The 21,319-nt window shown below is 63.0% G+C and carries 18 protein-coding genes; 9 read left to right on the top strand and 9 right to left on the bottom strand.

The genetic code is table 11. From position 1 onward, the window contains the following. Positions 1-110 precede the first annotated feature (110 nt). A complete protein-coding gene (locus ACTHLA_RS04725; protein ID WP_440185933.1) occupies positions 111-1,385 on the top strand; it encodes a methyl-accepting chemotaxis protein in 1,275 nt (424 codons plus the stop codon). A 48-nt stretch (positions 1,386-1,433) separates the two neighbouring features. Here ACTHLA_RS04725 and ACTHLA_RS04730 read toward each other — a convergent pair whose 3' ends face one another. From ACTHLA_RS04730 to ACTHLA_RS04750, 5 genes are all read right to left on the bottom strand, one after another. After that, a complete protein-coding gene (locus tag ACTHLA_RS04730; RefSeq protein ID WP_440185934.1) occupies positions 1,434-2,084 on the bottom strand; it encodes a hypothetical protein in 651 nt (216 codons plus the stop codon). A 204-nt stretch (positions 2,085-2,288) separates the two neighbouring features. Then, positions 2,289-3,077 (bottom strand): GIN domain-containing protein, encoded by a 789-nt coding sequence (locus tag ACTHLA_RS04735; protein WP_440185935.1) that lies wholly within the window; start codon positions 3,075-3,077, stop codon positions 2,289-2,291. A 15-nt stretch (positions 3,078-3,092) separates the two neighbouring features. Then, the gene (locus ACTHLA_RS04740; RefSeq protein WP_440185936.1) at positions 3,093-3,653 is read right to left on the bottom strand and encodes a DUF1700 domain-containing protein; all 561 of its coding nucleotides are present in this window, start codon (positions 3,651-3,653) and stop codon (positions 3,093-3,095) included. 2 nt (positions 3,654-3,655) lie between these two features. Continuing rightward, positions 3,656-4,000, bottom strand: a complete 345-nt coding sequence (locus ACTHLA_RS04745) for a PadR family transcriptional regulator (RefSeq protein ID WP_440185937.1) — start codon at positions 3,998-4,000, stop codon at positions 3,656-3,658. A gap of 169 nt (positions 4,001-4,169) precedes the next feature. Next, positions 4,170-5,954, bottom strand: a complete 1,785-nt coding sequence (locus ACTHLA_RS04750; RefSeq protein ID WP_440185938.1) for a hypothetical protein — start codon at positions 5,952-5,954, stop codon at positions 4,170-4,172. A gap of 144 nt (positions 5,955-6,098) precedes the next feature. Here ACTHLA_RS04750 and ruvC point away from each other — a divergent pair, with 144 nt between their 5' ends. From ruvC to ACTHLA_RS04775, 5 genes are all read left to right on the top strand, one after another. Next, entirely contained in the window at positions 6,099-6,623 is a 525-nt protein-coding gene (ruvC, locus tag ACTHLA_RS04755; protein ID WP_440185939.1) for a crossover junction endodeoxyribonuclease RuvC, read from the top strand. After that, positions 6,620-7,228: a Holliday junction branch migration protein RuvA gene (gene ruvA / locus ACTHLA_RS04760; RefSeq protein ID WP_440185940.1), complete on the top strand. Its 609-nt coding sequence runs from the start codon at positions 6,620-6,622 to the stop codon at positions 7,226-7,228. Before ruvC ends, ruvA begins: the two co-directional genes overlap by 4 nt. A gap of 112 nt (positions 7,229-7,340) precedes the next feature. Next, the gene (ruvB, locus tag ACTHLA_RS04765; RefSeq protein ID WP_440185941.1) at positions 7,341-8,375 is read left to right on the top strand and encodes a Holliday junction branch migration DNA helicase RuvB; all 1,035 of its coding nucleotides are present in this window, start codon (positions 7,341-7,343) and stop codon (positions 8,373-8,375) included. Between the two features lie 16 nt (positions 8,376-8,391). Next, positions 8,392-8,949: a sigma-70 family RNA polymerase sigma factor gene (locus ACTHLA_RS04770; protein WP_440185942.1), complete on the top strand. Its 558-nt coding sequence runs from the start codon at positions 8,392-8,394 to the stop codon at positions 8,947-8,949. Beyond that, positions 8,942-9,595 carry an NrsF family protein gene (locus ACTHLA_RS04775; protein ID WP_440185943.1) on the top strand — a complete coding sequence of 218 codons (654 nt, stop codon included), beginning with the start codon at positions 8,942-8,944 and terminating at the stop codon, positions 9,593-9,595. Before ACTHLA_RS04770 ends, ACTHLA_RS04775 begins: the two co-directional genes overlap by 8 nt. Positions 9,596-9,598: 3 nt before the next feature. On the opposite strand, the gene ACTHLA_RS04780 is transcribed toward ACTHLA_RS04775, so the two are convergent. The 4 genes from ACTHLA_RS04780 to ACTHLA_RS04795 all read right to left on the bottom strand — a co-directional run bounded on the left by ACTHLA_RS04780 (position 9,599) and on the right by ACTHLA_RS04795 (position 15,496). Beyond that, positions 9,599-10,840 carry an ROK family transcriptional regulator gene (locus ACTHLA_RS04780; protein WP_440185944.1) on the bottom strand — a complete coding sequence of 414 codons (1,242 nt, stop codon included), beginning with the start codon at positions 10,838-10,840 and terminating at the stop codon, positions 9,599-9,601. Between the two features lie 306 nt (positions 10,841-11,146). Continuing rightward, positions 11,147-12,076, bottom strand: a complete 930-nt coding sequence (locus ACTHLA_RS04785; RefSeq protein WP_440185945.1) for an alpha-E domain-containing protein — start codon at positions 12,074-12,076, stop codon at positions 11,147-11,149. Then, entirely contained in the window at positions 12,070-13,548 is a 1,479-nt protein-coding gene (locus ACTHLA_RS04790; RefSeq protein WP_440185946.1) for a circularly permuted type 2 ATP-grasp protein, read from the bottom strand. The genes ACTHLA_RS04785 and ACTHLA_RS04790 overlap by 7 nt, the downstream gene beginning before the upstream one ends. 52 nt (positions 13,549-13,600) lie before the next feature. Next, positions 13,601-15,496: a class II glutamine amidotransferase gene (locus ACTHLA_RS04795; RefSeq protein WP_440185947.1), complete on the bottom strand. Its 1,896-nt coding sequence runs from the start codon at positions 15,494-15,496 to the stop codon at positions 13,601-13,603. A gap of 175 nt (positions 15,497-15,671) precedes the next feature. On the opposite strand from ACTHLA_RS04795, the gene ACTHLA_RS04800 reads away from it, so the two are divergent. The 3 genes from ACTHLA_RS04800 (at position 15,672) to ACTHLA_RS04810 (ending at position 21,196) form a co-directional block, all read left to right on the top strand. Continuing rightward, complete coding sequence (locus ACTHLA_RS04800; RefSeq protein ID WP_440185948.1) at positions 15,672-18,959, top strand: DUF2126 domain-containing protein; 3,288 nt, start codon at positions 15,672-15,674, stop codon at positions 18,957-18,959. Between the two features lie 77 nt (positions 18,960-19,036). Beyond that, positions 19,037-19,903, top strand: coding sequence for an SIMPL domain-containing protein (locus tag ACTHLA_RS04805; protein ID WP_440185949.1), 867 nt, complete (start codon positions 19,037-19,039; stop codon positions 19,901-19,903). Between the two features lie 120 nt (positions 19,904-20,023). Further along, a complete protein-coding gene (locus ACTHLA_RS04810) occupies positions 20,024-21,196 on the top strand; it encodes a patatin-like phospholipase family protein (RefSeq protein WP_440185950.1) in 1,173 nt (390 codons plus the stop codon). Positions 21,197-21,319 lie beyond the last annotated feature (123 nt).

The raw sequence follows: 21,319 nt of genomic DNA on the forward strand, positions 1-21,319 counted from the left end.
GTGGCGCGCGCGACATGAGGCGACATCTGCGACCCCAGCGCGCCGCTATTTACCCCTCCTTAAGCATGACGCCGCTAGCGTCACGCCGACCATAGATGACGGGGTGAACCATGCTGGGCTTGTTTGCGGGACGGACGACGAAAAACGCGGCGCAGGAGGTGTGGCGCGAAGTGCTGGACCTGATGCCGGTCGCCATGTTCCTGACCTGCGTTGAGCCGGGTCGCGAAGGCATTGTCTTCGCCAACCGCGCCTTTGTGCGCAATATGGGCGCCGTGAGCGCCGCCGCCTTTATCGGGCGCAAATCCTCCGATCTGTTCGCTGCGCAACAGAAAGACGGAATGGACGCCGTTCAGGTCGTGCAGAAGGTGCGTGAAGCGGTGCGCCGCGACGGCCAGTGGTCGGGCGCGGTAACCTTAAGCCGCGACGACGGCTCAAGCTATGAGGTCAGCTTCACCGTATCGGGCGCGACTCTGGACGGCGCCGCCCACACCATCTCGATCATGCAGGACGTCAAATCCGCCGAGCGCGAGGCCGAGCAGCGCCGCGTCATGGCCGATCTGGCCGACACGTTTGAAACCTCCATCGGCGGCATTGTCAGCCACGTCTCGACCGCCGCCGCCGACATGCAGCAGGCGGCGACGCAACTGACCGCCACCGCCAACGAAACCTCGATGCAGTCGCAGGCCGTGGCCGCCGCCGCCGAACAGACCGGCGCCAATGTCACCTCGGTCGCTGGCGCCGCCGAAGAACTGGGCGCTTCGATCTCGGAAATCAGTCGTCAGGTGGAAAACTCCGCCACCATCTCCAGCGAAGCGGTGCGCGACGCCGAAAAGGCCGCGCAGGTCGTGCAGGAGCTGAACGCGGTCGCCGCCTCGATCGGCGGGGTGGTCGAGCTGATCTCCGGCCTGGCCGCCCAGACCAACCTGCTGGCGCTCAACGCCACCATCGAATCGGCGCGGGCGGGCGAGGCGGGCAAGGGCTTCGCGGTCGTCGCCTCCGAGGTCAAGTCGCTGGCCGGTCAGACCGCCAAGGCGACCACCGAAATCTCCGACAAGATCGCCCAGATCCAGCAGACCACGGCGCGCGCCGTCTCGGCCATCGAAAGTATCACCGGCACGATCGCCGAGATCAACACGGCCAGCAACCACATCGCCAACACTATCGAGCAGCAGAACGGCGCGACGCAGGAAATCGTCCACGCGGTCGCTCAGGCCTCGGCGGGCGCGGGCGAGGTGTCGTCCAATATCGCCAGCATGGCCTATTCCGCCGAACAGACCGGCTCGGCGGCGACACAGGTGCTGGGCGCCTCGTCGCAACTGGCTGAACAGGCGGAAAAGCTGCGTGTCGAGATGCAGCGCTTCCTCGGCAATGTCCGTGCGGCGTAGTTATAAGGGACAAAAACCTCGCCTCGGTATGAGGTTCCGAAACGTGCCTTAACGTGCAATCACAATGGTGCTTAGCAGGCTGGCATAGATGGCGACGATCAGAAGTTGAGCCGTTTCGTTATTGTAGGCCGCCTGCATATTGTTACCCATGAACAGCACGCCTGCCGTAAATGCGAGCAAGAGCATGGCCGTGCGCTTTGCAATAAGGGCTGTGCGCAGGGCAAATGCCGACCGACCGCTATGCGTACCGTTGATTATGCGACCGAACAAGGCGTCATAGCCCCAAAAGCCCAAGGTAACTGCAAGCAGGATGGGCAGAAAGATCGGCCAGTAGGCGTCAAGCCATGTTGTGCTATCCTGACTATTGTTAGCGTGTCTGAGATAGACCAGGAAGGACAGGACGATCAGTCCGATAAAACCTGTAATTCTTGAGGATATTTTCGGTTTGGGGGCAATTGTTTCCGATGCCGGGGCGGACATATCTTTGACGGGAGGAATGGCGGGTATCCGGCTATCCCGGTATTCGGCATAAACAAGCAGGCTGCCCACAGAGATAGCTAAGACGAGCAGGAGATTGGCAATGGGCGCGCCAGTTAAAATCAATGGAGAGGCCGTGTAACGCAGGTAGAGCATATAGCCAGCGAACAGGACAGCGAAGGTAAGGCCTGTGAATGCCAGCAGACCGGAGTGTTTTCTCATATCACCGTTCCACTCTGTCCAGGTTCATGGCGGTCAGCAGTCGACAACTCGGTATCAGGGAGGCCGGCCACAGTGCGGCGAAGGTCTGTGGTGCTATAAATGAGTGTTGCCGGGAGACGAAATTGTCAGCCGCTTACCGGCATGTCAAGGCATGAGGCGACACCCCATGCCTTGACGTCATTATGAATCTCTCAGGCGGATAAGCTATTCCTGATTGACGCTGCCGTCGCCGGACAGATGGCTGATCAGGCTGGCAGGGCTGGCCTTGAGAGTCACGTCGCCATTGCCGGAGCTGTTGATCGCGACCTTACCCGTGGCGGCGATGATCGCATCGCCGTCGCCGCTCAGATTGAGGCTGGCGTCACCGGCGCGCAGGTCGTCGAGGTGCGCATTGCCGTCGCCGGACACGGACAGGGTGAGCGCCTTGGTCGCGCCTTCGACATGAGCGTCGCCTTTGCCGGACAGGCTGAGATCGAGCGCGGGCTGGTCATAGTCGCGGATGCTGAGATCGCCGTCGCTGGCGACGCTGAAATGCGTAACAGCGGGCGCCGTGACCTCAATCTTCAGGCGGTCATGATCGTTGGCGTGCGCCTCGACGCCGTGCGGACCGAGGTGGAAGGTGATGATCTCCGAGTCTTCGTGCGAATCGCCGTCGATCAGGAACAGGCGCCCGCCTTCGAAACGCACGCGGCTCACCAGGGCCGCCGGGCCGCTGACCGTGATCCCTGCAGGTTTGCCCTGCCCATAGACCACGTCGCCGGGGACGTCGCTGATCAGGCTATCCGTGTCGGTCCAGGTCAGGGAGCGCGTGGCGGGCGTATAGGGTTTGGCCGGGGCGCCCTTTGCGAAGTGAATCGTGTGCTGGCCCTGCTCGATGGTCCAGGTCCAGTCGTGTGCGGCCAGATCATGCCGCACCAGACCGGCGGCGCCGGCCAGGGCGAACAGGGATACGGCGAGGCTGACGCCGGAAAAGATGAACAGATTGCGGATCATGATCTTGTCTCCTGATCAGGCGTCGAGCGCGGGCTTGAGCGCGCGGTAATGCAGGCGGGCGTACCAGACGAGGCCGTTGACCAGCCAGACGCACAGGGCCAGGGTGATCGCTCCGGCGGCGGCGGCCAACGCCATCAGGCCAGCGCCCGCTAACAGCGCGGCGACCCAGCCGCCGGGCAGCATGGCGAACGGCGCGATGGCGAAGATGACGCCGCCAGCGATAAACACCCCGAGCGATGCAGCCAATATGCCGATCAGCGTCCCCGCCACCCCGCCCGCTATGGGCAACAGCACGAAGATGTCGATGGCGCCCAGGCCGATGACCGACAGGATGGCGGCGACCGCGGACGACGGCGTCTTGGCGCTCTCCCACGACTTGGCGCCGGCCTCAGCGCGCAGTTCGCGCGCCAGACGGTCGGGATCGCCCAGCGCGGCGGCGACCTCGGCCTCCGGGCGCCCTGCGGCGGCGGCGTCATCGAAATGGGCGGCGTAGTCGGCGACAAAATCGTCGATGGTCAGGGTGGGCAGACCGCTCAAACCCTTGCGCAGACGATCCAGAAATTCGGTGCGAGTCATGATCAAGCCTCGTTGGATGGGGTGGGAACCGCGTCGAGCAGGGCGTCCACCGCCCCGGCGAAACCGCGCCATTCGGCGGCCTGCGCCGTCAAGGCGCTGCGGCCCGCCTCGGTCAGGCGGTAATATTTGCGCGACGGCCCGGAGGTGCTTTCGACCAGATAGGTCGAAACCAGGCCGTCGGACTGCATACGCCGCATCAGCGGATAGATGGTACCTTCGCCCATGCCGATGGCCTGGGCCATCTGGCTGGCGATTTCGTAGGCGTAGTTCTCAGAGCGCGCCAGCAAGGCCAGAACGCACAGGCCGAGAACGCCTTTTTTCAATTGAACATCAATGGCTTCAGGCATTTTACCCTTCCTTGAGCCGATGAACCGTTTCACATAACGGCGATGTTCATTGAATATGACAAGCTACCTTTCTATGCAAGGTATATATCATTAAATGATAGTAAGGTTGGCGCACACAGACGCCATCGCAATAAGCACGAAAAAAATCGCAGGTCTCTGAAAGAAAGATTTAGGCGGTCTGGAAACGCTGCGCGTCCTGGCGGGCCTTGTCGGCCATCGCGCGCAGGCCGGGATGCTCCGGTTTGAGCGCGGACAGGTCGGCGAAGACGCGGTGCGCCTTCTGGTACAGGGGCGCGGCCTGATCATAGGCGCCCTGCATTTCACGCACCTGCGCCAGTCGCGCCACGCTGATCGCATAGGTCGAGCGCGCGCCAAGGTCGTCGGGCTTCAGATAGCTGGCGGTTTCATTGAGGCGGCTCAGTTCTTCGAGCGCGTCGCCGCCCGCCTTGACCTCGCCCGCCTTGAGCATCAGGTCGGCATAGGGCGCCAGAAGCTCGGCGCGCGTGTCCGGGTCGCTGATGACATAGAGGGCGCGGCGCAGCACTTCGGGTTGCTTGGCGACCTCGCCGGACATCTGATAGCGGCGCGCCAGATAGAGGTGAATATTGGCGTCGGCGGCGTCGAGCGCCGAGACATGCTCGTAAGCGTTCATGGCGCGGCTGTCGTCGCGGCCCATGTGCAGTGCGCCGACCACGCGCCAGATTTCAGCCGCGCGATTGGTCTGGCCCGCTTCGGCCAGGGCGTTCGCCTGCTGTTGCAGGGCGCTTGAGGCGCCGCTCAGATCGCCGGACGCGATCAGATGAAAGGCGCGCGCGCTGTCCGGCGCCGGATCGTAATAGAGGTGGGCGATGCGCACGCTCAGCTCGTCGGCGGCGATGGCGCGTGTCGAGTCCGGCCAGACCGACAAGGCCATCTGCACGGCCTGACGGATATCGGCTTCGGGATCGGCGGCGGGGGTTTCAGGTGTGGGCGTTTCAGGGGCAGGCGCGTCCGCCGCCGGGATTTCCGACATCGGGGCTGCCAATATCGACGCTTCCAGAGTGGAGCCTTCAGAGGCGGGGGCTTCAGCTATGGCGACGATCGGCGTTTCTGTGGCGACTGTCGGGGTGAATTCTGGGGCGGCTTCTGGGGCGGCTTCTGCTTCCGGCGTTGCGACAACGACATAGCTGGGCGCCGGATTGGGCGCCGTCGCCGTCTCCTCAGCAGGCTCCACCGGGTGTTCCGGCGCAAAGCGCAGGGTCGAGGTGATGACGGCGTTGAGATCGGTCGGCATGTCGCGATGCACGATTGGCTCCGGCGTTTCGGCCAGCAGGGCGGCCTCCAGCGGATCGGCGGGGGCGACGCTGATGTCGGGGCGGATCGGAATGATCTCGGCGGATGGCGTCGGCAGCTTCAGGCCATGCTTGTCGTCAAGCGCCGCTGAGGCGTCAAAGGCCTGGCTCATAAAGCTGTCAGAGGCGTTGTCGTGGAAGATGGCCGGTTCAAGCGACTCCACGCCCAGATGCGCGGCGGGCGGCGTCGGAATCGTTGCGTTTGTTTCCGCCGCGATGGCGGCGACGCGATCGGCGTCGAATTTCAGCGCGCCGCGCGTCGGACGGGCTTCGTCAAGCGTGACGACCTCGGCGGGCGCGGCCATCGCCTCCTCCGTCCCGGCGGCGGACGCAACGGCGGGAGCGGCCACGACCGCATGCGGCTTCGGCGCAGGCAGCAGGCTGCGCACAGCGCCGATCACGCCGACCAGCAGAAGCACGACGCCGATGGCGAACACGCCGGACCAGGTCAAGGCCGAGCGCGCCCAACCGATCCAGTCTTCCGGGTAAGGGCTTAAAATCGGCGCGCGGCCCAGATAAAGACCGACCGCGCACACCGCCAGGGCCAGCAGCGCCAGGGCGGCGAAGCCCGCCGGATGCGCCCGCTCCGCAGTCTGTGTCCGGTTCGCACTCTTGGCGTTCATTATGGCCCCCGCATGCCGTTCAGGAAACATTAACCCCAGCTTCGGCCTTATGGCAAGCCGATGCGCCAGAATGGGCCTGTTCGCCCGTATCTTGATGCAGGCGTGCAACTTTCCGGCCAATCGCGCTTGCGTGACGCGCGGCTTATGGATAGAACCGAACATATGAAGAACATGACTCGGATTCTCGGTCTTGATCCCGGCCTGCGCAGGCTCGGCTGGGGGCTTGTCGATGTCGAGGGCGCGCGCCTGTCCTGGGTCGCGCACGGCGTCATCGAGCCGCCGCAGGACGAGGCCCTGTCGGTGCGTCTGCTGCATCTGTTTGAAGAGTTGAGCGCGGTGATCGCGCAATGGACGCCGGACGAGGCGGCGATTGAGGAAACCTTCGTCAATATGAACCCATCCTCGACGCTGAAACTGGGCCATGCGCGCGCCGCCGCCATGCTGGCGCCCGCCAAGGCGGGGATCATGGTCGCCGAATACGCGGCGCTCGACATCAAGAAATCCGTGGTCGGCGCCGGGCGCGCCGAGAAGGAGCAGGTCCTGTTCATGGTCAAACGCCTGCTGCCCAAGGCGCCGGACATGAAGGCCGACGCCGCCGACGCCCTGGCCTGCGCGATCACCCATGCGCATAAGCGGAAGATGCAGACCTTGAAAAGGAGTCTCGCATGATCGGGCGGCTCAGGGGGCTGCTGTTGGAGCGCGGCGAGGAGGAGGCGCTGGTCGAGTGCGCGGGCGTCGGCTATATCGTGCGCTGTGGCGTGCGCACCCTGGCCGATCTGCCGGACCTCGGAAGCGAGGTGATCCTGCATATCGACAGCCAGACGCGCGAGGACGGCACGCGGCTTTACGGCTTTCTCGACAAGGATGAGCGCCAGACCTTCATAGCCTTGCTGGGCGTGCAGGGGGTCGGCCCCAAGGCGGCTCTGGCCGTGCTGGACGTGCTGACGCCGTCGCAACTGGCGCAGGCGGTGGCGCATGAGGACAAGACCAGCATCGGGCGCGCCAATGGCGTCGGGCCGAAGCTGGCGCAGCGCATCGCTATCGAACTCAAGGGCAAGGTTCTGTTCAGCGGCGACTTTCTCCCGTCCGCCGCGCCTGTCGCGGCCAAGGCCGCTGCGCCCTCGATCAGCGGCGACGCGGTGGCGGCTCTGATCGGGCTGGGCGTGGCTGAACAGCAGGCGCGCGTCGCGGTCGATAGCGCGCTGAAGGCGGCGGGCGAGGGCGTTGAACTGCCCGCCCTGATCCGGGCGTCGCTGAAGGCATTGGGACGATGATGCGGACAGGTTTTGTCGATCTCAATCGTCACAGCACCCGACCGGGCGCCGCGCCCGTTGGCGCGCCCCATCGGAGCGATGGGCGAAGCCCAAATTCGCGTGAGATACTAAAATGGCGCGACTGATTTCTGGCGACGCCAGCGAGGATTATGAGGAACGGGCGCAGGACCGTGCGCTGCGACCGCAGGTGTTTGACGATTTCGTCGGTCAGGCGCCGCTCAAGGCCAATCTCAAGGTCTTCGTGCAGGCGGCGGCGCAGCGGCGCGAGGCTCTGGATCATGTGCTCTTCTATGGCCCGCCGGGGCTGGGCAAGACCACTTTGGCGCAGATCGTAGCGCGCGAACTGGGCGTGGGCTTTCGCGCCACCTCCGGTCCGGTGCTGGCCAAGGCAGGCGATCTGGCCGCCATCCTGTCCAATCTCGAACCGAACGACGTCCTGTTCATCGACGAGATTCACCGTCTCAATCCGGCGGTCGAGGAGATCCTCTATCCGGCGATGGAGGACTATGTGCTGGACCTGATCATCGGCGACGGTCCGGCGGCGCGCACGGTGCGCATCGACCTGGCGCCGTTCACCCTGGTCGGGGCGACGACGCGGGCGGGGCTTTTGTCCACGCCCTTGCGCGACCGCTTCGGCATACCGTTGCGGCTGGAGTTCTACACGCCCGAAGAGCTGGTGCGCGTGGTCATGGGGGCGGCGCGCAAGATGGGCGCCGACCTGTCCGAGGACGGCGCGCTGGAGATCGCCTCGCGCTCGCGCGGCACGCCGCGCGTGGCCGGGCGGCTACTGCGCCGGGTGCGCGACTTTGCGGCTGCTGATGGATCAAACACAATCAACCGCGCGGCGGCCTCAAAGGCGTTGGCGCGGCTGGAGGTTGATCCGTCCGGCCTCGACCATTCCGACCGCCGCTATCTCAGGGCGCTGATGGAAAACTATGGCGGCGGGCCGGTGGGACTGGAGACGCTGGCGGCGGCGATCGCCGAAGCCAAGGACGCGGTCGAGGACATGATTGAGCCTTATCTGTTGCAACAGGGCTTTATCCAGCGTACCCCTCGTGGCCGCATGGCCTGTACGCGCGCCTGGCTGCATCTTGGGCTCAATCCGCCCGCGCAGCCACCGGCTTCGGGCGATCTGTTTGAAGGCTGATGTAACCTGAGCGCGCATGGTCACGTATAATCCTGATGACTGGCGGACATGGATGCGCGCGGCGCAGGGCGGCGACGCAGCGGCCTACCGCCGTTTGCTGGCCGCGCTGCAACCCTGGCTGTCCGCCTATTTTCGTCGCCGCCTGAGAGGGGACATGCGTGGCGGCGACAGTGACGATCTGGTGCAGATGACCCTTCTGAGCGTACATGAAAAACGACATACCTATGACGCGGAGGCGCCGTTCCTGCCGTGGATCGCGGCGGTGGCGCGGCATAAGCTGATTGACTATGTGCGCAAACATGGTCGGCATGTGCATGTCGAACTGAACGAGGCTCTGGGTCTGGATGACGGCATGCAGCCGGATCTGGCGGCGCGTGACGTGCAGGTTCTGCTCAGCCAGTTGCCGAAGGAACAGGCGCGCATCATCGCTCTGCAAAAGATCGACGGTCTGAGCGTTGAAGAAATCGCGACGCAGACAGGCCGGTCGGCCTCGTCGGTCAAGGTGATCGTGCATCGCGGACTGAAGCGCCTGCGCGCCCTGGTCGGCGCCGCCGGGGAGGCCGCCGATGACTGACGACCTGCTCGACCGGCTGACGAAAAATCTGCGTCCGGTTGCGCCGCTGCGCAACAGCCGTTTGTGGCTGGGCGCGCTGGCGGGTCTTGCCGTCGCCGTGGCCTATATTCTGATCTTCTACCACCCGCGCAACGATGTCCGTATGCTGATGCACGGGCAGTGGAGCGGCAACCCGATGGCGGTGATCAAGCCGCTGATGTTCCTGATTCTGGGCCTGAGCGCCGTACGGGCGATGATCGACCTGTCGCGGCCTGAGGGGCGGCTGAGGCCTGATCGCCTGATCGTGCTGATCGGCGTCGCGGCGGCGGTGCTGATCGGGCTGGGCCTTGAATGGCTGCGTTTTGGCGGACGCGATTTCGCCGCCTGGCTGAGCGGCGGGGTCGTCGTCTGCTACACCACGATACTTTGCGGCGGCATGGCGGGGCTTCTGGTCATGTGGCGTTTCTGGTTGCGGCGCGCGGCGCCGACTCAGCCAAGATTGTTGGGCGCCATGAGCGGTCTGGCGGCGGCCTCGCTGATGGCGGCGGCCTATGCGCTGCATTGCGACGGCGACGCGCCCATCTATCTGCTGGTGGTCTATGGCGGCGCGGTGGCGATCTTCACCGGGATCGCGACCTGGCTCGGCGGGCGTTTCCTGCGCTGGTGAGCCTTATTTCATCAGGGCTTCACGGATTGGCAGGAAGCGGTCGTTGAACGGCAATATGCCCGCGCCGCGCGCGGCGGCGTCCACGGCCAGTTCGGCGCGCCGGATCGGCGCCAGACGCTTGATGCGCCGGGCATAGACGTTCAGCCGGGCGTTCAGCCGTGCGCACAGCTTCTCGATAAAGGCGGCGGGCAGGCGTCCGCCAATATAGTGCGCCTCCGGGTCGATGGCGCAGTTCATGACCAGAAACGGCATGGCCAGATGTTCGGCGGCGCGGTCCAGCCAGGCGTCAACGCGCGCCAGACCTTTGGCGTCGAGATTTTCCAGATCATCCGGCGTCGAAACGTCGAAGCCGCCCTTGCGCAGGTCGTCATAGAGCGCATAGAGCGACACCATGTCTTCCAGCGAGCGTTCCTGGCCCTGCTCGTCGCGTACGGGCAGGAAGCCGATCTCGCCTGACTGGCCGCCGACGCCGCGATAATAGTGGCCGTCGATCACCAGCCCGCCGCCCAGTCCGGCGCTGATAATCGTGTAGATGAAGCTGCGGCTTTTCAGGCCGTGGCCGAACTGCATTTCGCCAATCGAGGCCGCCGCCGCGTCGTTTTCGACATGGACGGGCACGGGCAGGATTTCGGAGAACAGGGCGGCCACGTCGATTTCGGACCAGATCTGATAGGCGTCGGGACGGTTGGCGACCGGCACGCGGCCCAGATCGTCGGGAATGCCGATGCCGATGCCGATCAATCGGTCGATCTGGATGGCCTTTTGCGCGATGAGCTTGTCGACCTGCTCACGAAAGAAGGTGATGACCTCCTGCGGCATGGCGAAATGGACCTCGCGGCATTCGCGGAAGCGGACATTGCCGACAAAGTCGAGCGCGACAATGGCGATGTGGTCGCGGTCGATATTCAGACCGATGGAGAAGGCGCCGTCGGGATTGACCACCAGCTTGGTCGCCGGCTGGCCGCGTCCGCCGGTCAGACGTCCGGCCTTCATGATCATGCCGTCATTAAGCAGGCGCTTGGTGATATTGGCGATGGCGGGCGCGGTCAGGCCGGTCAGTTCGGCGATCTCGGCGCGGGTGATCGGCGCCCCCGCCGCGCGTACAGCCTGCAAGGTGACCCGCTGATTATGGTCGCCGGCGCGCTCAAGATTGGTGCCAGCCAGATGGGCTCCGCCGGATTGGGAATCGCTGGTAACGTGCGACCGCAATTCCGCGCGGCGCTCGCCCTTATCTTCAACGCGCATATAGACCCCCTCCGGGGCAGTTGGCCGTCGTGTCCAGTCCTGTCGCCACAGGGCTTCCAGCACTCAGGACTTTCAGCACTCAAGGCTTTCAGGCATTTTTTGTTGTTATAACGTAGATGAAGCGTCACCTGACGACAGGCACACCTCTTTCCATCCGCGTATCAGGCTTATATAGGCGCTGTCGTTGCGAATTGTAAAATGAATTAATTTATTCGCCGCTTAAATATTCGCAGATGATCTTCAAGTGATGTGTAATCGATTACAATCGTCATGTCTCAAAAGCCGATGTAAAGAGGCGCGCGTCCGTTACACATCGAAATAGCTCTTATAGACGCTCTCATCGACGAGGTTGAGATTGGCCTGCAACAGGTCGATGAATTCATGCAGGCCGCCGGAAATGACGCTGGCGGCGCTGGTCGTCTCCATGGTGCGGTTGAGCCGCGTCACCTCCTCGAAAGCGAGCGCCCCGCCATCCGAGGGCAGGGCGCGCATGGCCTGCGCCGCCTGATGCAGGCAGAACAGCACCGAGCGCGGAAAGCCGCGTGCGAACAGGAGGAAACCCGTCACGTCGCTGTAATTGATCGAATGATATTGCTGGCGGTACATTTCCAGCGCATTGACCGATTTCAGCACCGCGCCCCACTGTACGGCGTCATAGGCGCTATCGACGGTTCTGTGGCGCGGCAACAGCAGGAAGTATTTGACATCCAAAAGGCGGGCGGTCTTGTCGGCGCGCTCCAGCATCTGGCCCAGATGCGCGAACTGCCAACCCTGTTCGCGGCTCATCGTATTGTGCATCAGGCCGGTGAACAGGTGGCCGCACTGGCGCACCTGCTTGTAATAGTCGTGCAGATCGGCCAAGGCGCGTTTACGGCTGTGCGTCTGGGTCAGGTGATAGAGTTCATTGATCACCTCCCACATCTCGACTGGGATGATCTCGCGCACCGTGCGGGCGTTTTCACGCGCGCGATAGACCGAGGCCATGATCGAGTTGGGATTTTGCGCATCAAAGGTCAGAAAGCGCACCACCGAACGCTCGTCCGCCGTGCGGTAGCGCTTGTTGAAATCCTCGTCATCGCCTGAGGTGGCGACCAGCGGATACCACTGTGTCGCTTCGGGTGTCAGCGCCTGATCGAGCGTCAGGTGCGTATTGACGTCGATGAAGCGGGCGACGTTGTCGGCGCGCTCCAGATAGCGCGACATCCAGTAGATCGAATTGGCGACGCGGCTCAGCATGACGCGCCTCCGTTCTCAGACGTGTCTTCTAATACCCCGGTATCTTCCAGAACCCATGTGTCCTTGGAGCCGCCGCCCTGGCTGGAATTGACCACCAGCGAGCCCTTTTTGAGCGCCACGCGGGTCAGGCCGCCGGGCAGGGTGAAGATGTTCTCGCCGAACAGCGAGTAGGGGCGAAAATCGACATGGCGGCCTTCGATGGCGTTGCCGATCAGGGTCGGGCAGCGGGACAGGGACAGGGTCGGCTGGGCGATATAGTCGCGGGGTTTGGCCTTGATGCGCTCCGCGAATTCCTTTTGCTCGGCCTTGGTCGATTTCGGTCCGATCAGCATGCCATAGCCGCCGGAGAGATTGACCGCCTTGACCACCAATTTGTCGAGGTTCTCAAGCACATAGGCGCGGTCGGACGCTTCTTCGCAGATATAGGTCGGCACATTGTTGGCGATGGCGTCCTCATCGAGATAATATTTGATGATGCGCGGCACATAGGCATAGATCGCCTTGTCGTCGGCTATGCCGGTTCCCGGCGCATTGGCCAGGGCGACATTGCCCTTGCGATAGGCGTTCATGACGCCCGGCACGCCCAGAACGGAGTCCGGCTTGAAAATCTCAGGATCGAGATATTCGTCGTCGATGCGGCGATAGATGACATCGACGCGCTGCAGCCCCTCGGTCGTGCGCATATAGACCACATCGTCCTCGACCACGAGGTCCGAGCCCTGCGCCAGCGATACGCCCATCTGCTGCGCCAGATAGGCGTGTTCAAAATAGGCTGAATTGTAGATGCCGGGCGTCAGCACGATGATGTTCGGCTCGTCACGGCCATCGGGCGCGATGTATTTCAGCGTCCGGTACAGGTGGTCGCCATAGTCGGAGACGGGACGCACCTTCATGGTGTGAAAGGCGTCAGGCAGAATCCGTTTCAGCACGGCGCGGTTTTCCAGCACGTAGGAAATGCCGGACGGGCAGCGCAGATTGTCCTCCAGCACATAGAATTCGCCGTCGCCGTCGCGCACGAAATCGGTGCCGGAAATATGCGTCCACACGCCTTTGGGTGGTTTCAACCCCTCGCAGGGTTTGAGATAGCAGGCCGAAGAAAAGATCAGCTCGGCGGGAATGACGCCGTCCCGGATGATCTTCTGGTCGTTATAGATGTCCTGGATAAACAGGTTGAGCGCGCGCAGACGCTGTTCGATGCCGCGCTCCAGCCGGGCCCAGTCCCGGGCCGACACCATGCGCGGAATGATGTCGAAGGGCAGGATCTTTTCCGTTCCCTTCTTGTCGCCATAGACGTTGAAGGTGTTGCCGGACTGATAGAGAATCTCCTCGGCGTGTTTCTGCCGCCGTTTCAGCTCGGTGCGGCTGAGCGCCTCCAGACGCTCGATCAGGGGGCGGGCGGCGGCGTGGGCCTTGCCGTCCTCCGCGAAAAGCTCGTCGTAAAATCCGTTGGTCGCGTAAGTTTCGAGCGTCAAATCTTTAGTCCCTGACCGCCTCCGCTCCGTATGGGACGGGGGCCTTTTTGAATTAGTTGAAGACCTCGTTCATCGTCACCTGAACCCGCAGCGTTTCCTTGCCGCCCCCTCTGTATATGGTTCCCGACGTGGGGGTGGCGTCGAGATAGTTGCGGCCGCAGGCGACGCGGACATGGTCCTGCGCCGTCAGGCAGCCATTGGTCGGATCGAAGCCGCGCCAGCCGATATAGGGGATGTAGATTTCCACCCAGGCGTGGCTGGCGTCGGATTGCAGCTTGTTTTCGTAGTTCGCGCCGGTGAAGACATAGCCCATGCGGTAGCGCGCGGGCACACCGAGCAGGCGGGCCAGACAGATGAACAGATTGGCGAAGTCCTGGCATACGCCCTCGCGCGAGGCGTAGACCTCAAAGGCCGTGGTGCGCAGGGAGGTTGCGCCCGGCACATAGCGGAAATCGCGGTAAATTGTCTGGTTGATGTCGTTCAGCGTGTCGAGCAGATGGCGGCCATTGCGCTCGGCGAAGCTCATCGCATAGGTCATCAACTCAGTGAGCTGCGTCTCCGGCAGTTCCGGCGGCAGCAGATACGGGTCCATCATCTTGCGCTGCCACGGCATCATGGTCAGGGGCGCGGAAAGCTGGCGGCGGTCCGGCGACAGGTCGTCGGGCGGCGTACCGTAGATTCTGACGCGCGAGCGGCAGGAGACGGTGAGTTTCTTATAGGGCTTGTTGATGCTGTAATGCAGCATCTGGTTGCCGAACACGTCCTCGACGCGCATCTCCTCGCCTTCGGCGGAGATGCTGAGTGTGCAGTTGACCACCTCCTGCAAGGCGTCCTCGACCGGCGCGAGACGGAAAACGTGGGTCGAATGTTCGACCTCGCGCTCATAGCTGTATTCGGTCGAATGGATGACGTCGTACAGGCGATAGGTCAGGGGCGAACCGTCCGGCGCATGGGTCTGCGAGCGCAGATTCAGCACATTGTGCTGGACATGCGGCGCCTGTTGCAGGGTTTCCAGAATGGAGAGCTGCTGGGCCTGCGCCTGCTGGTCAGCGAAGGCCAAAACGCCCTGTTGCGGGGTCACGCCTTGCAGATGGCCTTCCATCTCGTGCGCCGCCTGCTGCGGCGGGGTGGTCTTGGTGTCTTTCTTGTTGGTCCAGATCACGCTCCCGCGCCGGACGATGATCAACTGTCCCTTCTGCATCGGCTTCCAGTCGCCCTGCTCGAACTCGGTCGAGGAGAAGACGAGGGCGGTGCGGAAGGTGTCGCGCGGATTGTTGAGCGCAAACGTCGCCGAGTCGGCATGATAGCCGTGCGGCAGATGCGGCGGCTTGATGCGCGCATAATAAAGATGGGTGTCGGAGTTGGAGCCGTAAAAGGCCGCCACCGTGATCCCGTCCGAGATCACCATATCCGCCGAGCCGAGATCGTCCAGTTGCAGGAACCAGCTCAACAAGACCTGATGGTCGATATCGGCCAGGGCGCGCGCGCCGTAATCCTGCACCTTGCCGAGCAGAAAACAGAAGGCCAGCTCCGAATCCGTGCGGCCCATCGGCTCCAGAAAGATCGACTTGTTGAAATGCAGCTTGCTCATGGCGGTCTTGTCGAGATCGCCATTGTGCATGAACAGCCAGTCCTGACCGGCGAAGCTGCGCGAAAAGGGTTGGGTTTCCAGATGGGTGTAGCCGGTGGCGGCGCCGCGCACCTTGCAGAAGAAGACGGTCGAGCGGAACGAATCCCAGTCGTGCATCGCGCCCTTGAGCGACTTCGTATCGCGCGCCGACGGGTCTTTGGCGACGATGGCGGCCTTGGTGTCGCCCGGATACCAGCCAAGGCCCCAGCCCAGGGTGTGGTCGCCCTTTTGCGGCCCCTGACGAAACTTGAGATCAATCGACGGCGAACTCAGGCCGTCGAAGCTGAACGCAAGAATGTCGCTTGAGATCGCGCTCAAAAAGGTTTTCCTCATGCTGCGACGCAACTACACTTTCTAAAAACGAGGTTGTCCAGCCTCCGTGAACCGGCAGCATGACACTTTTTTTTAGGTTTCGTAACAGGAATGTGCGTGGAAACACAGGCGTCCACCGATAATTGATGCTAGTCTGAGCAAAACCGGGAGATCACGCGGAATGAGCATTTTGGCTGCGCTGCACCATGTTTCAGATTACCGCTATGATCGTCCGATCAGCCTGGGCCCGCAGGTCATCCGGCTCAGGCCCGCGCCGCATACAAAAGCCCACGTCCAGTCCTATGCGCTCAAGGTCGAGCCTGCGGGCCATTTCATCAACTGGCAGCAGGACGCGTTCGGCAACTGGCTGGCGCGTGTGGTCTTTCCTGAAAAGACCAACCATTTCAAGGTCACGGTCGATCTGGTGCTGGAGATCAAGGTCTTCAATCCGTTCGACTTCTTCCTTGAGGACTCGGCGACAAGCTTTCCCTTTGTCTATGACGAGGCGTTGCGCGAGGAGTTGGCGCCCTATCTGGAGATCAAGGACAACGATCCGGTCCTGATGGACTATGTCGCGTCCCTGCCCACCGAGCCGATGGGTACGGTCGATTTTCTCGTCGCTTTTAATCAGAAGCTCAATGACGATATGAACTACAAGCTGCGCATGGCGCCGGGCCTGCAGGCCCCGGCGGAGACGCTCAACCTGTTGCAGGGCTCGTGCCGCGACATGGCGTGGCTGGCCTGTCAGGCGCTGCGGCACAAGGGTTTGGCGACGCGGTTCGTCTCCGGCTATTCGATCCAGCTCAAGGCGGACCTGGAATCGCTCGACGGGCCTTCAGGCGTGTCCGAAGACGTCACCGACCTGCACGCCTGGTACGAGGTGTACCTGCCAGGTGCGGGCTGGATCGGGCTCGATGCGACCTCCGGCATGTTCACCGGCGAGGGGCATATCCCCCTGTGCTGTGCGCCCAACCCGACCAGCGCTGAGCCGATCAGCGGCGCGCACGAAAGGGCGGAATCGACCTTCGCGCACGACATGAGCGTGACGCGCATCTACGAGAGCCGCCGCGTCACCAAGCCCTATACCGACTCCGAATGGGCAGCGATCGACGCGCTCGGCCACAAGGTGGACGCTGCGCTCGACCGACAGCAGGTGCGGCTGACCATGGGGGGCGAGCCGACCTTCGTATCGCTCGACGATCGTAAGGGCGACGAATGGCATTTCACCGCCTTGTCGGATGAGAAAAAGCGGCTCGGCTACGACCTGTTTCAGCGGCTATCGTCACGTTTCGGCGAGTCAGAAAAAGGGGGCGGCGCGCTCATGCAGCACGCCCAGGGTAAATGGTATCCGGGCGAGATCCTGCCGCGCTGGGCGATGAATTGTTACTGGCGCACGGATGGTCAGCAGATATGGCTCAATCCGGTCTTGCTGGCCAACCCGGACATAAAGGGAGAGGCGAAACCCGATCTGGCGGGCGACTTTCTTGGGCGGCTGGCGCAGGTTCTGGGCGTCGGCGCCAAGCACGTGCTGCCCGCCTATGAGGACATCCCCTATCTGCTTTGGAAGGAGCAGCGCATTCCGCTCGAGGGCGAGATGCTCAAGGCTGACCTCTATGAGGCGACCGAACGCAAGCGGTTGCAGGCGCAGCTTGATGAGAGCGTCGGCGCGCCGACTGGCTATGTTCTGCCACTGGCCTTTTCCGCCAAGACCGATGGCTGGATCAGCAATGCGTGGCGGTTCCGCACCGATAAGATGATGCTGATCCCCGGCAATTCACCGGTCGGCCTGCGTCTGCCGCTCGGCGCCCTGCCGCATGTCGATCCGGCCTTGGTGGATGAACACATCTTCCCGCCGCGCTCGCCGTTCGCCGAGGTTGCGCCCTTGCCTGACGCGGCGGAGGCGGTGACAGCCTATGGGACGGCCAGGTCAGGCGCGCCCGTGTCGGCTGGGCCCAATGGCCTGATCCGCAGCGCGATCTGCGCCGAGGTCCGGGGCGGTACATTGTTCCTGTTCTTGCCGCCCCTGGCCTATGCCGAGCATTATCTTGACCTGATCCACGCCATTGAGGCGGTGGCGCAGGCGACGCAGACGCCGGTGGTGATCGAAGGCTATCCGCCGCCGCGCGACCACCGCGTCGAAAGCCTGTCGGTCACGCCCGATCCCGGCGTCATCGAGGTCAATATCCAGCCCGCCAAGGATTGGGATGAACTGAAAACCATCCTCACCACCGTCTATGATGAGACGCGTTTGGCGCGGCTGGTCGCCGACAAGTTCATGATCGACGGCAAGCGCGTCGGCACGGGCGGCGGCAACCACATCGTTATGGGCGCGCAAAGGCCGGACGATTCGCCCTTCCTGCGCCGCCCGGACCTGCTCGGCTCGATGCTGCGCTTCTGGCAGAACCATCCCTCGCTCTCCTACCTGTTCTCCGGCCTCTATATCGGTCCGACCTCGCAGGCGCCGCGCGTCGATGAGGCGCGGCATGAGGCGCTTTATGAGCTTGAGATCGCGCTGAAACACCTGCCGGATGGCGAGTCTGAATCCGCTCCGTGGCTGGTGGACCGGTTGCTGCGCAATCTGCTGGTCGATTTGAGCGGCAATACGCACCGCGCCGAATTCTGCATCGACAAGCTCTACAGCCCCGATTCGGATCGCGGGCGGCTGGGCTTACTGGAAATGCGCAGCTTTGAAATGTCGCCGCATGTCCAGATGAATCTGATTCAGGCGCTGGTCATCCGCGCCCTGATCGCGGCCTTCTGGAAAAAGCCATATGCCGCGCCGTTGGTGCGGTGGGGCACGCAATTGCAAGACCGCTTCATGCTTGGCCATTATGTGCATGAGGATTTCGGCGAGGTGCTGGCGCATCTGGCGCGCGCCGGGTTCAAATTCTCTCCCGACTGGTTCATCCCCTTCTTCGATTTCCGCTTCCCGTCGCTCGGCAAGACGCAGGTGGGCGACCTGACGCTGGAACTGCGCGCGGCGCTTGAGCCGTGGCCGGTCATGGGCGAGGAGACCAGTGGCGGCGGCACATCGCGCGGCGTCGATTCTTCGGTCGAGCGGCTGGAAGTCGTGCTGACCGGCGCGATCCCGGAACAGCATGTCGTGACCTGCAATGGCCGCCGTTTGCCGTTGCAGCCGACGCGCGACGGCCATGTGCAGGTGGCGGGGGTGCGCTATAAGGCGTGGCAGCCGTGGTCGAGCCTGCACCCCAATCTGCCGGTCAATACGCCGCTGGTCTTCGACGTGCTGGACGCGCGGCTGGAGCGCAGCCTCGGCGGCTGCCGCTATCACGTCATGCATCCGGGCGGCCGCAATTATGAGAGCCTGCCGCTCAACGAAAACGAGGCGGAAGGGCGTCGCCTGTCGCGCTTCGAGGCCCCGACCCACACGCCGGGGCGGGTGAAGACTCCGCCGGTGGAGATCAATCCCGACTATCCGCGCACGCTCGATCTGCGCTGGAGGTCTTGAGCCGCGTCATAGTCGCGCCGCAATTGCATGTGGTATTTTGTTGCGTCGTTGACATGATCGCGAAACGGGGAGACGCCATGCGCAAACTGATCCTGACCACCGGCCTTCTGCTGCTGGCCGCCACGCCCGCGCTCGCGCAGACCGCCGCGCCGCAGCCTTCGCCTTACGACAAGGCGCCGTGGTGGATGAAGGAGAGCGTCATCACCCAGACCGGCTATGTCTTCACCGAACTGCCCGCCAACCGCGCCAGCTTCTCGGCCAGCTTCCAGACCACCGACGATACGGCGGACAAGGCGCAATCCAAAGCCATCGCCCAGACCAAGGCGCTGATGCAGGCGCTGGACGGGCTGGGCAAGGACGCGGTGCGCGTCACCACCGGCTTTTCGATGCGCACCCTTTACGAGCAATATCGCGATAAGAACGGCAACAGGATCGAGGACCAGCGCGGCGACAAGATCAACGGTTATCAGGTCAGCCTCAATCTCAATGTCGAGGTCCGCGACGTCAGCAAGCTTGAGCGCGCCTACGCGCTGGCGCTGGCCGCGTCGCCGGACTCGACCTCGCCGGTGAATTTCAATCTCCAGCCCGACAACGCCACAAATACCTGGCTCTATTCCGAAGCGATCAAGGACGCCCATACCCGCGCGCTTCAGGCGGCGGCTGCGGCGGGCGCCAAACTCGGCGCGGTCAAGGTGATCGACCCGACGGGACGCGCCTGTGAGACGGATATTCTGGGCAAGCCGAGTTATGAAAGCGATAATACCGAAGCGCAATATGCGCCCGCGCCGCCGCCACCGCCCGCACCCGCTTTAGCCGCAGGCCTGCAGATGCGTAACGCTGACGTCGACGCCCTCCAAGCCAAGGCTCTGCAAAATCCTTTCATTCAGACACCGCCGATCCGGCGTCTGGAATCCAAGGCCTGCGTGGTGTACGCGCTGGAATAAAACATTTGACGCCATCATGTGTATGCCAAAAGTGTCAAACACTTTTGGGCATGAGGCTCGCGGGCTTGAAACGGCCATATTGCGGCGCAATATGAAAGCGGTGGCAAAACGGAGACTCCCATGTCCTTCGACAAGGCTGAACCGCAACCCAAACGCCGTCCGAAGCTGAAACTGCCCTATGACCAGACCGTACTGGTCATGCAGGGCGGCGGGGCCTTGGGCGCTTATCAGGCCGGCGCCTATGAGGTTTTGCACGAAGGCGGGGTCGAGCCGGACTGGATCGCGGGCATCTCCATCGGCGCGATCAACGCCGCCATCATCGCCGGCAATGCGCCCGAAGACAGGGTTCCCGCCCTACGCGCCTTCTGGCAGGAGATCGCCACCACGATTCCCGGCGACCTGCTGGCCGGTCAGCACGCCCATAGCGACTTCAATTTCCGTCAGTTCAGCGGCTGGTTGAGCCTGATCGCGGGCGCCAAGGGCTTTTTCCGCCCGTGGTTCCTCCTGCCGTGGTTCAATCCGCCCGGCACGCCGGAAGCGACCAGCTTCTACGACACCTCGCCTTTGCGCGAAACGCTGTTGCGCCATGTCGATTTCGACCGCATCAACAAAGGCCCCTTACGCCTTAGCCTCGGCGCCGTGCAGGTGCGTACCGGCAATTTCGTCTATTTCGACACCCATGAGCCTGAGCGCGTCATCGGCCCCGAACACGTCATGGCCTCCGCCGCCCTGCCGCCCGGTTTTCCCGCCGTCTATGTCGATGGCGAGGCCTACTGGGACGGCGGCCTCGTCTCCAATACGCCCCTGTCCTATGTGCTGGACGCTGGCGTGGCCAAGGATACGCTGGTCTTCCAGATCGACCTGTTCAGCGCTGTCGGCCCGGTGCCGCAGACCATGGACGAGGTGCAGGAGCGGATGAAGGACATCACCTATTCCAGCCGCACCCGCCTGAATACCGACGCCTTTCTGGAGAAATACCGGCTGCGTCACGCCATCCGCGCTCTGGCGCAATATGTGCCGGAAGACGCTCTGGAGCGCCTGTGCGATCAGAGCCTGCCCGCCGATGTCTATGATGGCCGCGTCAGCCTGGTGCATATCATCAACCGCTCCAATCGCCGCGAGATTCAGTCCAAGGATTTCGAGTTCTGGCGCGTGTCGCTCGATGAACACTGGCGCGACGGTATGCGCGACGCGCGCACCGCTATGGAGGCGGATTCGTGGCGCGAATTCAGCGACCCGGAAACCGGTCTGGCCGTCTATGACTATATGCGCACCGATACGCGCGACGATTAATGTTGCGCCGCGAACACACACCTGTGGCCAAATCACCAAATTTTTCTAAAAGTGACAAAATTCGGGCGCGACTACTGGCGGAATCTGACCGGCGCCACATATAATGAAACCGAACAGTACGGT

Source organism: Asticcacaulis sp. (genome assembly GCF_051956075.1).
In the GTDB taxonomy this organism is placed as follows: domain Bacteria; phylum Pseudomonadota; class Alphaproteobacteria; order Caulobacterales; family Caulobacteraceae; genus Asticcacaulis.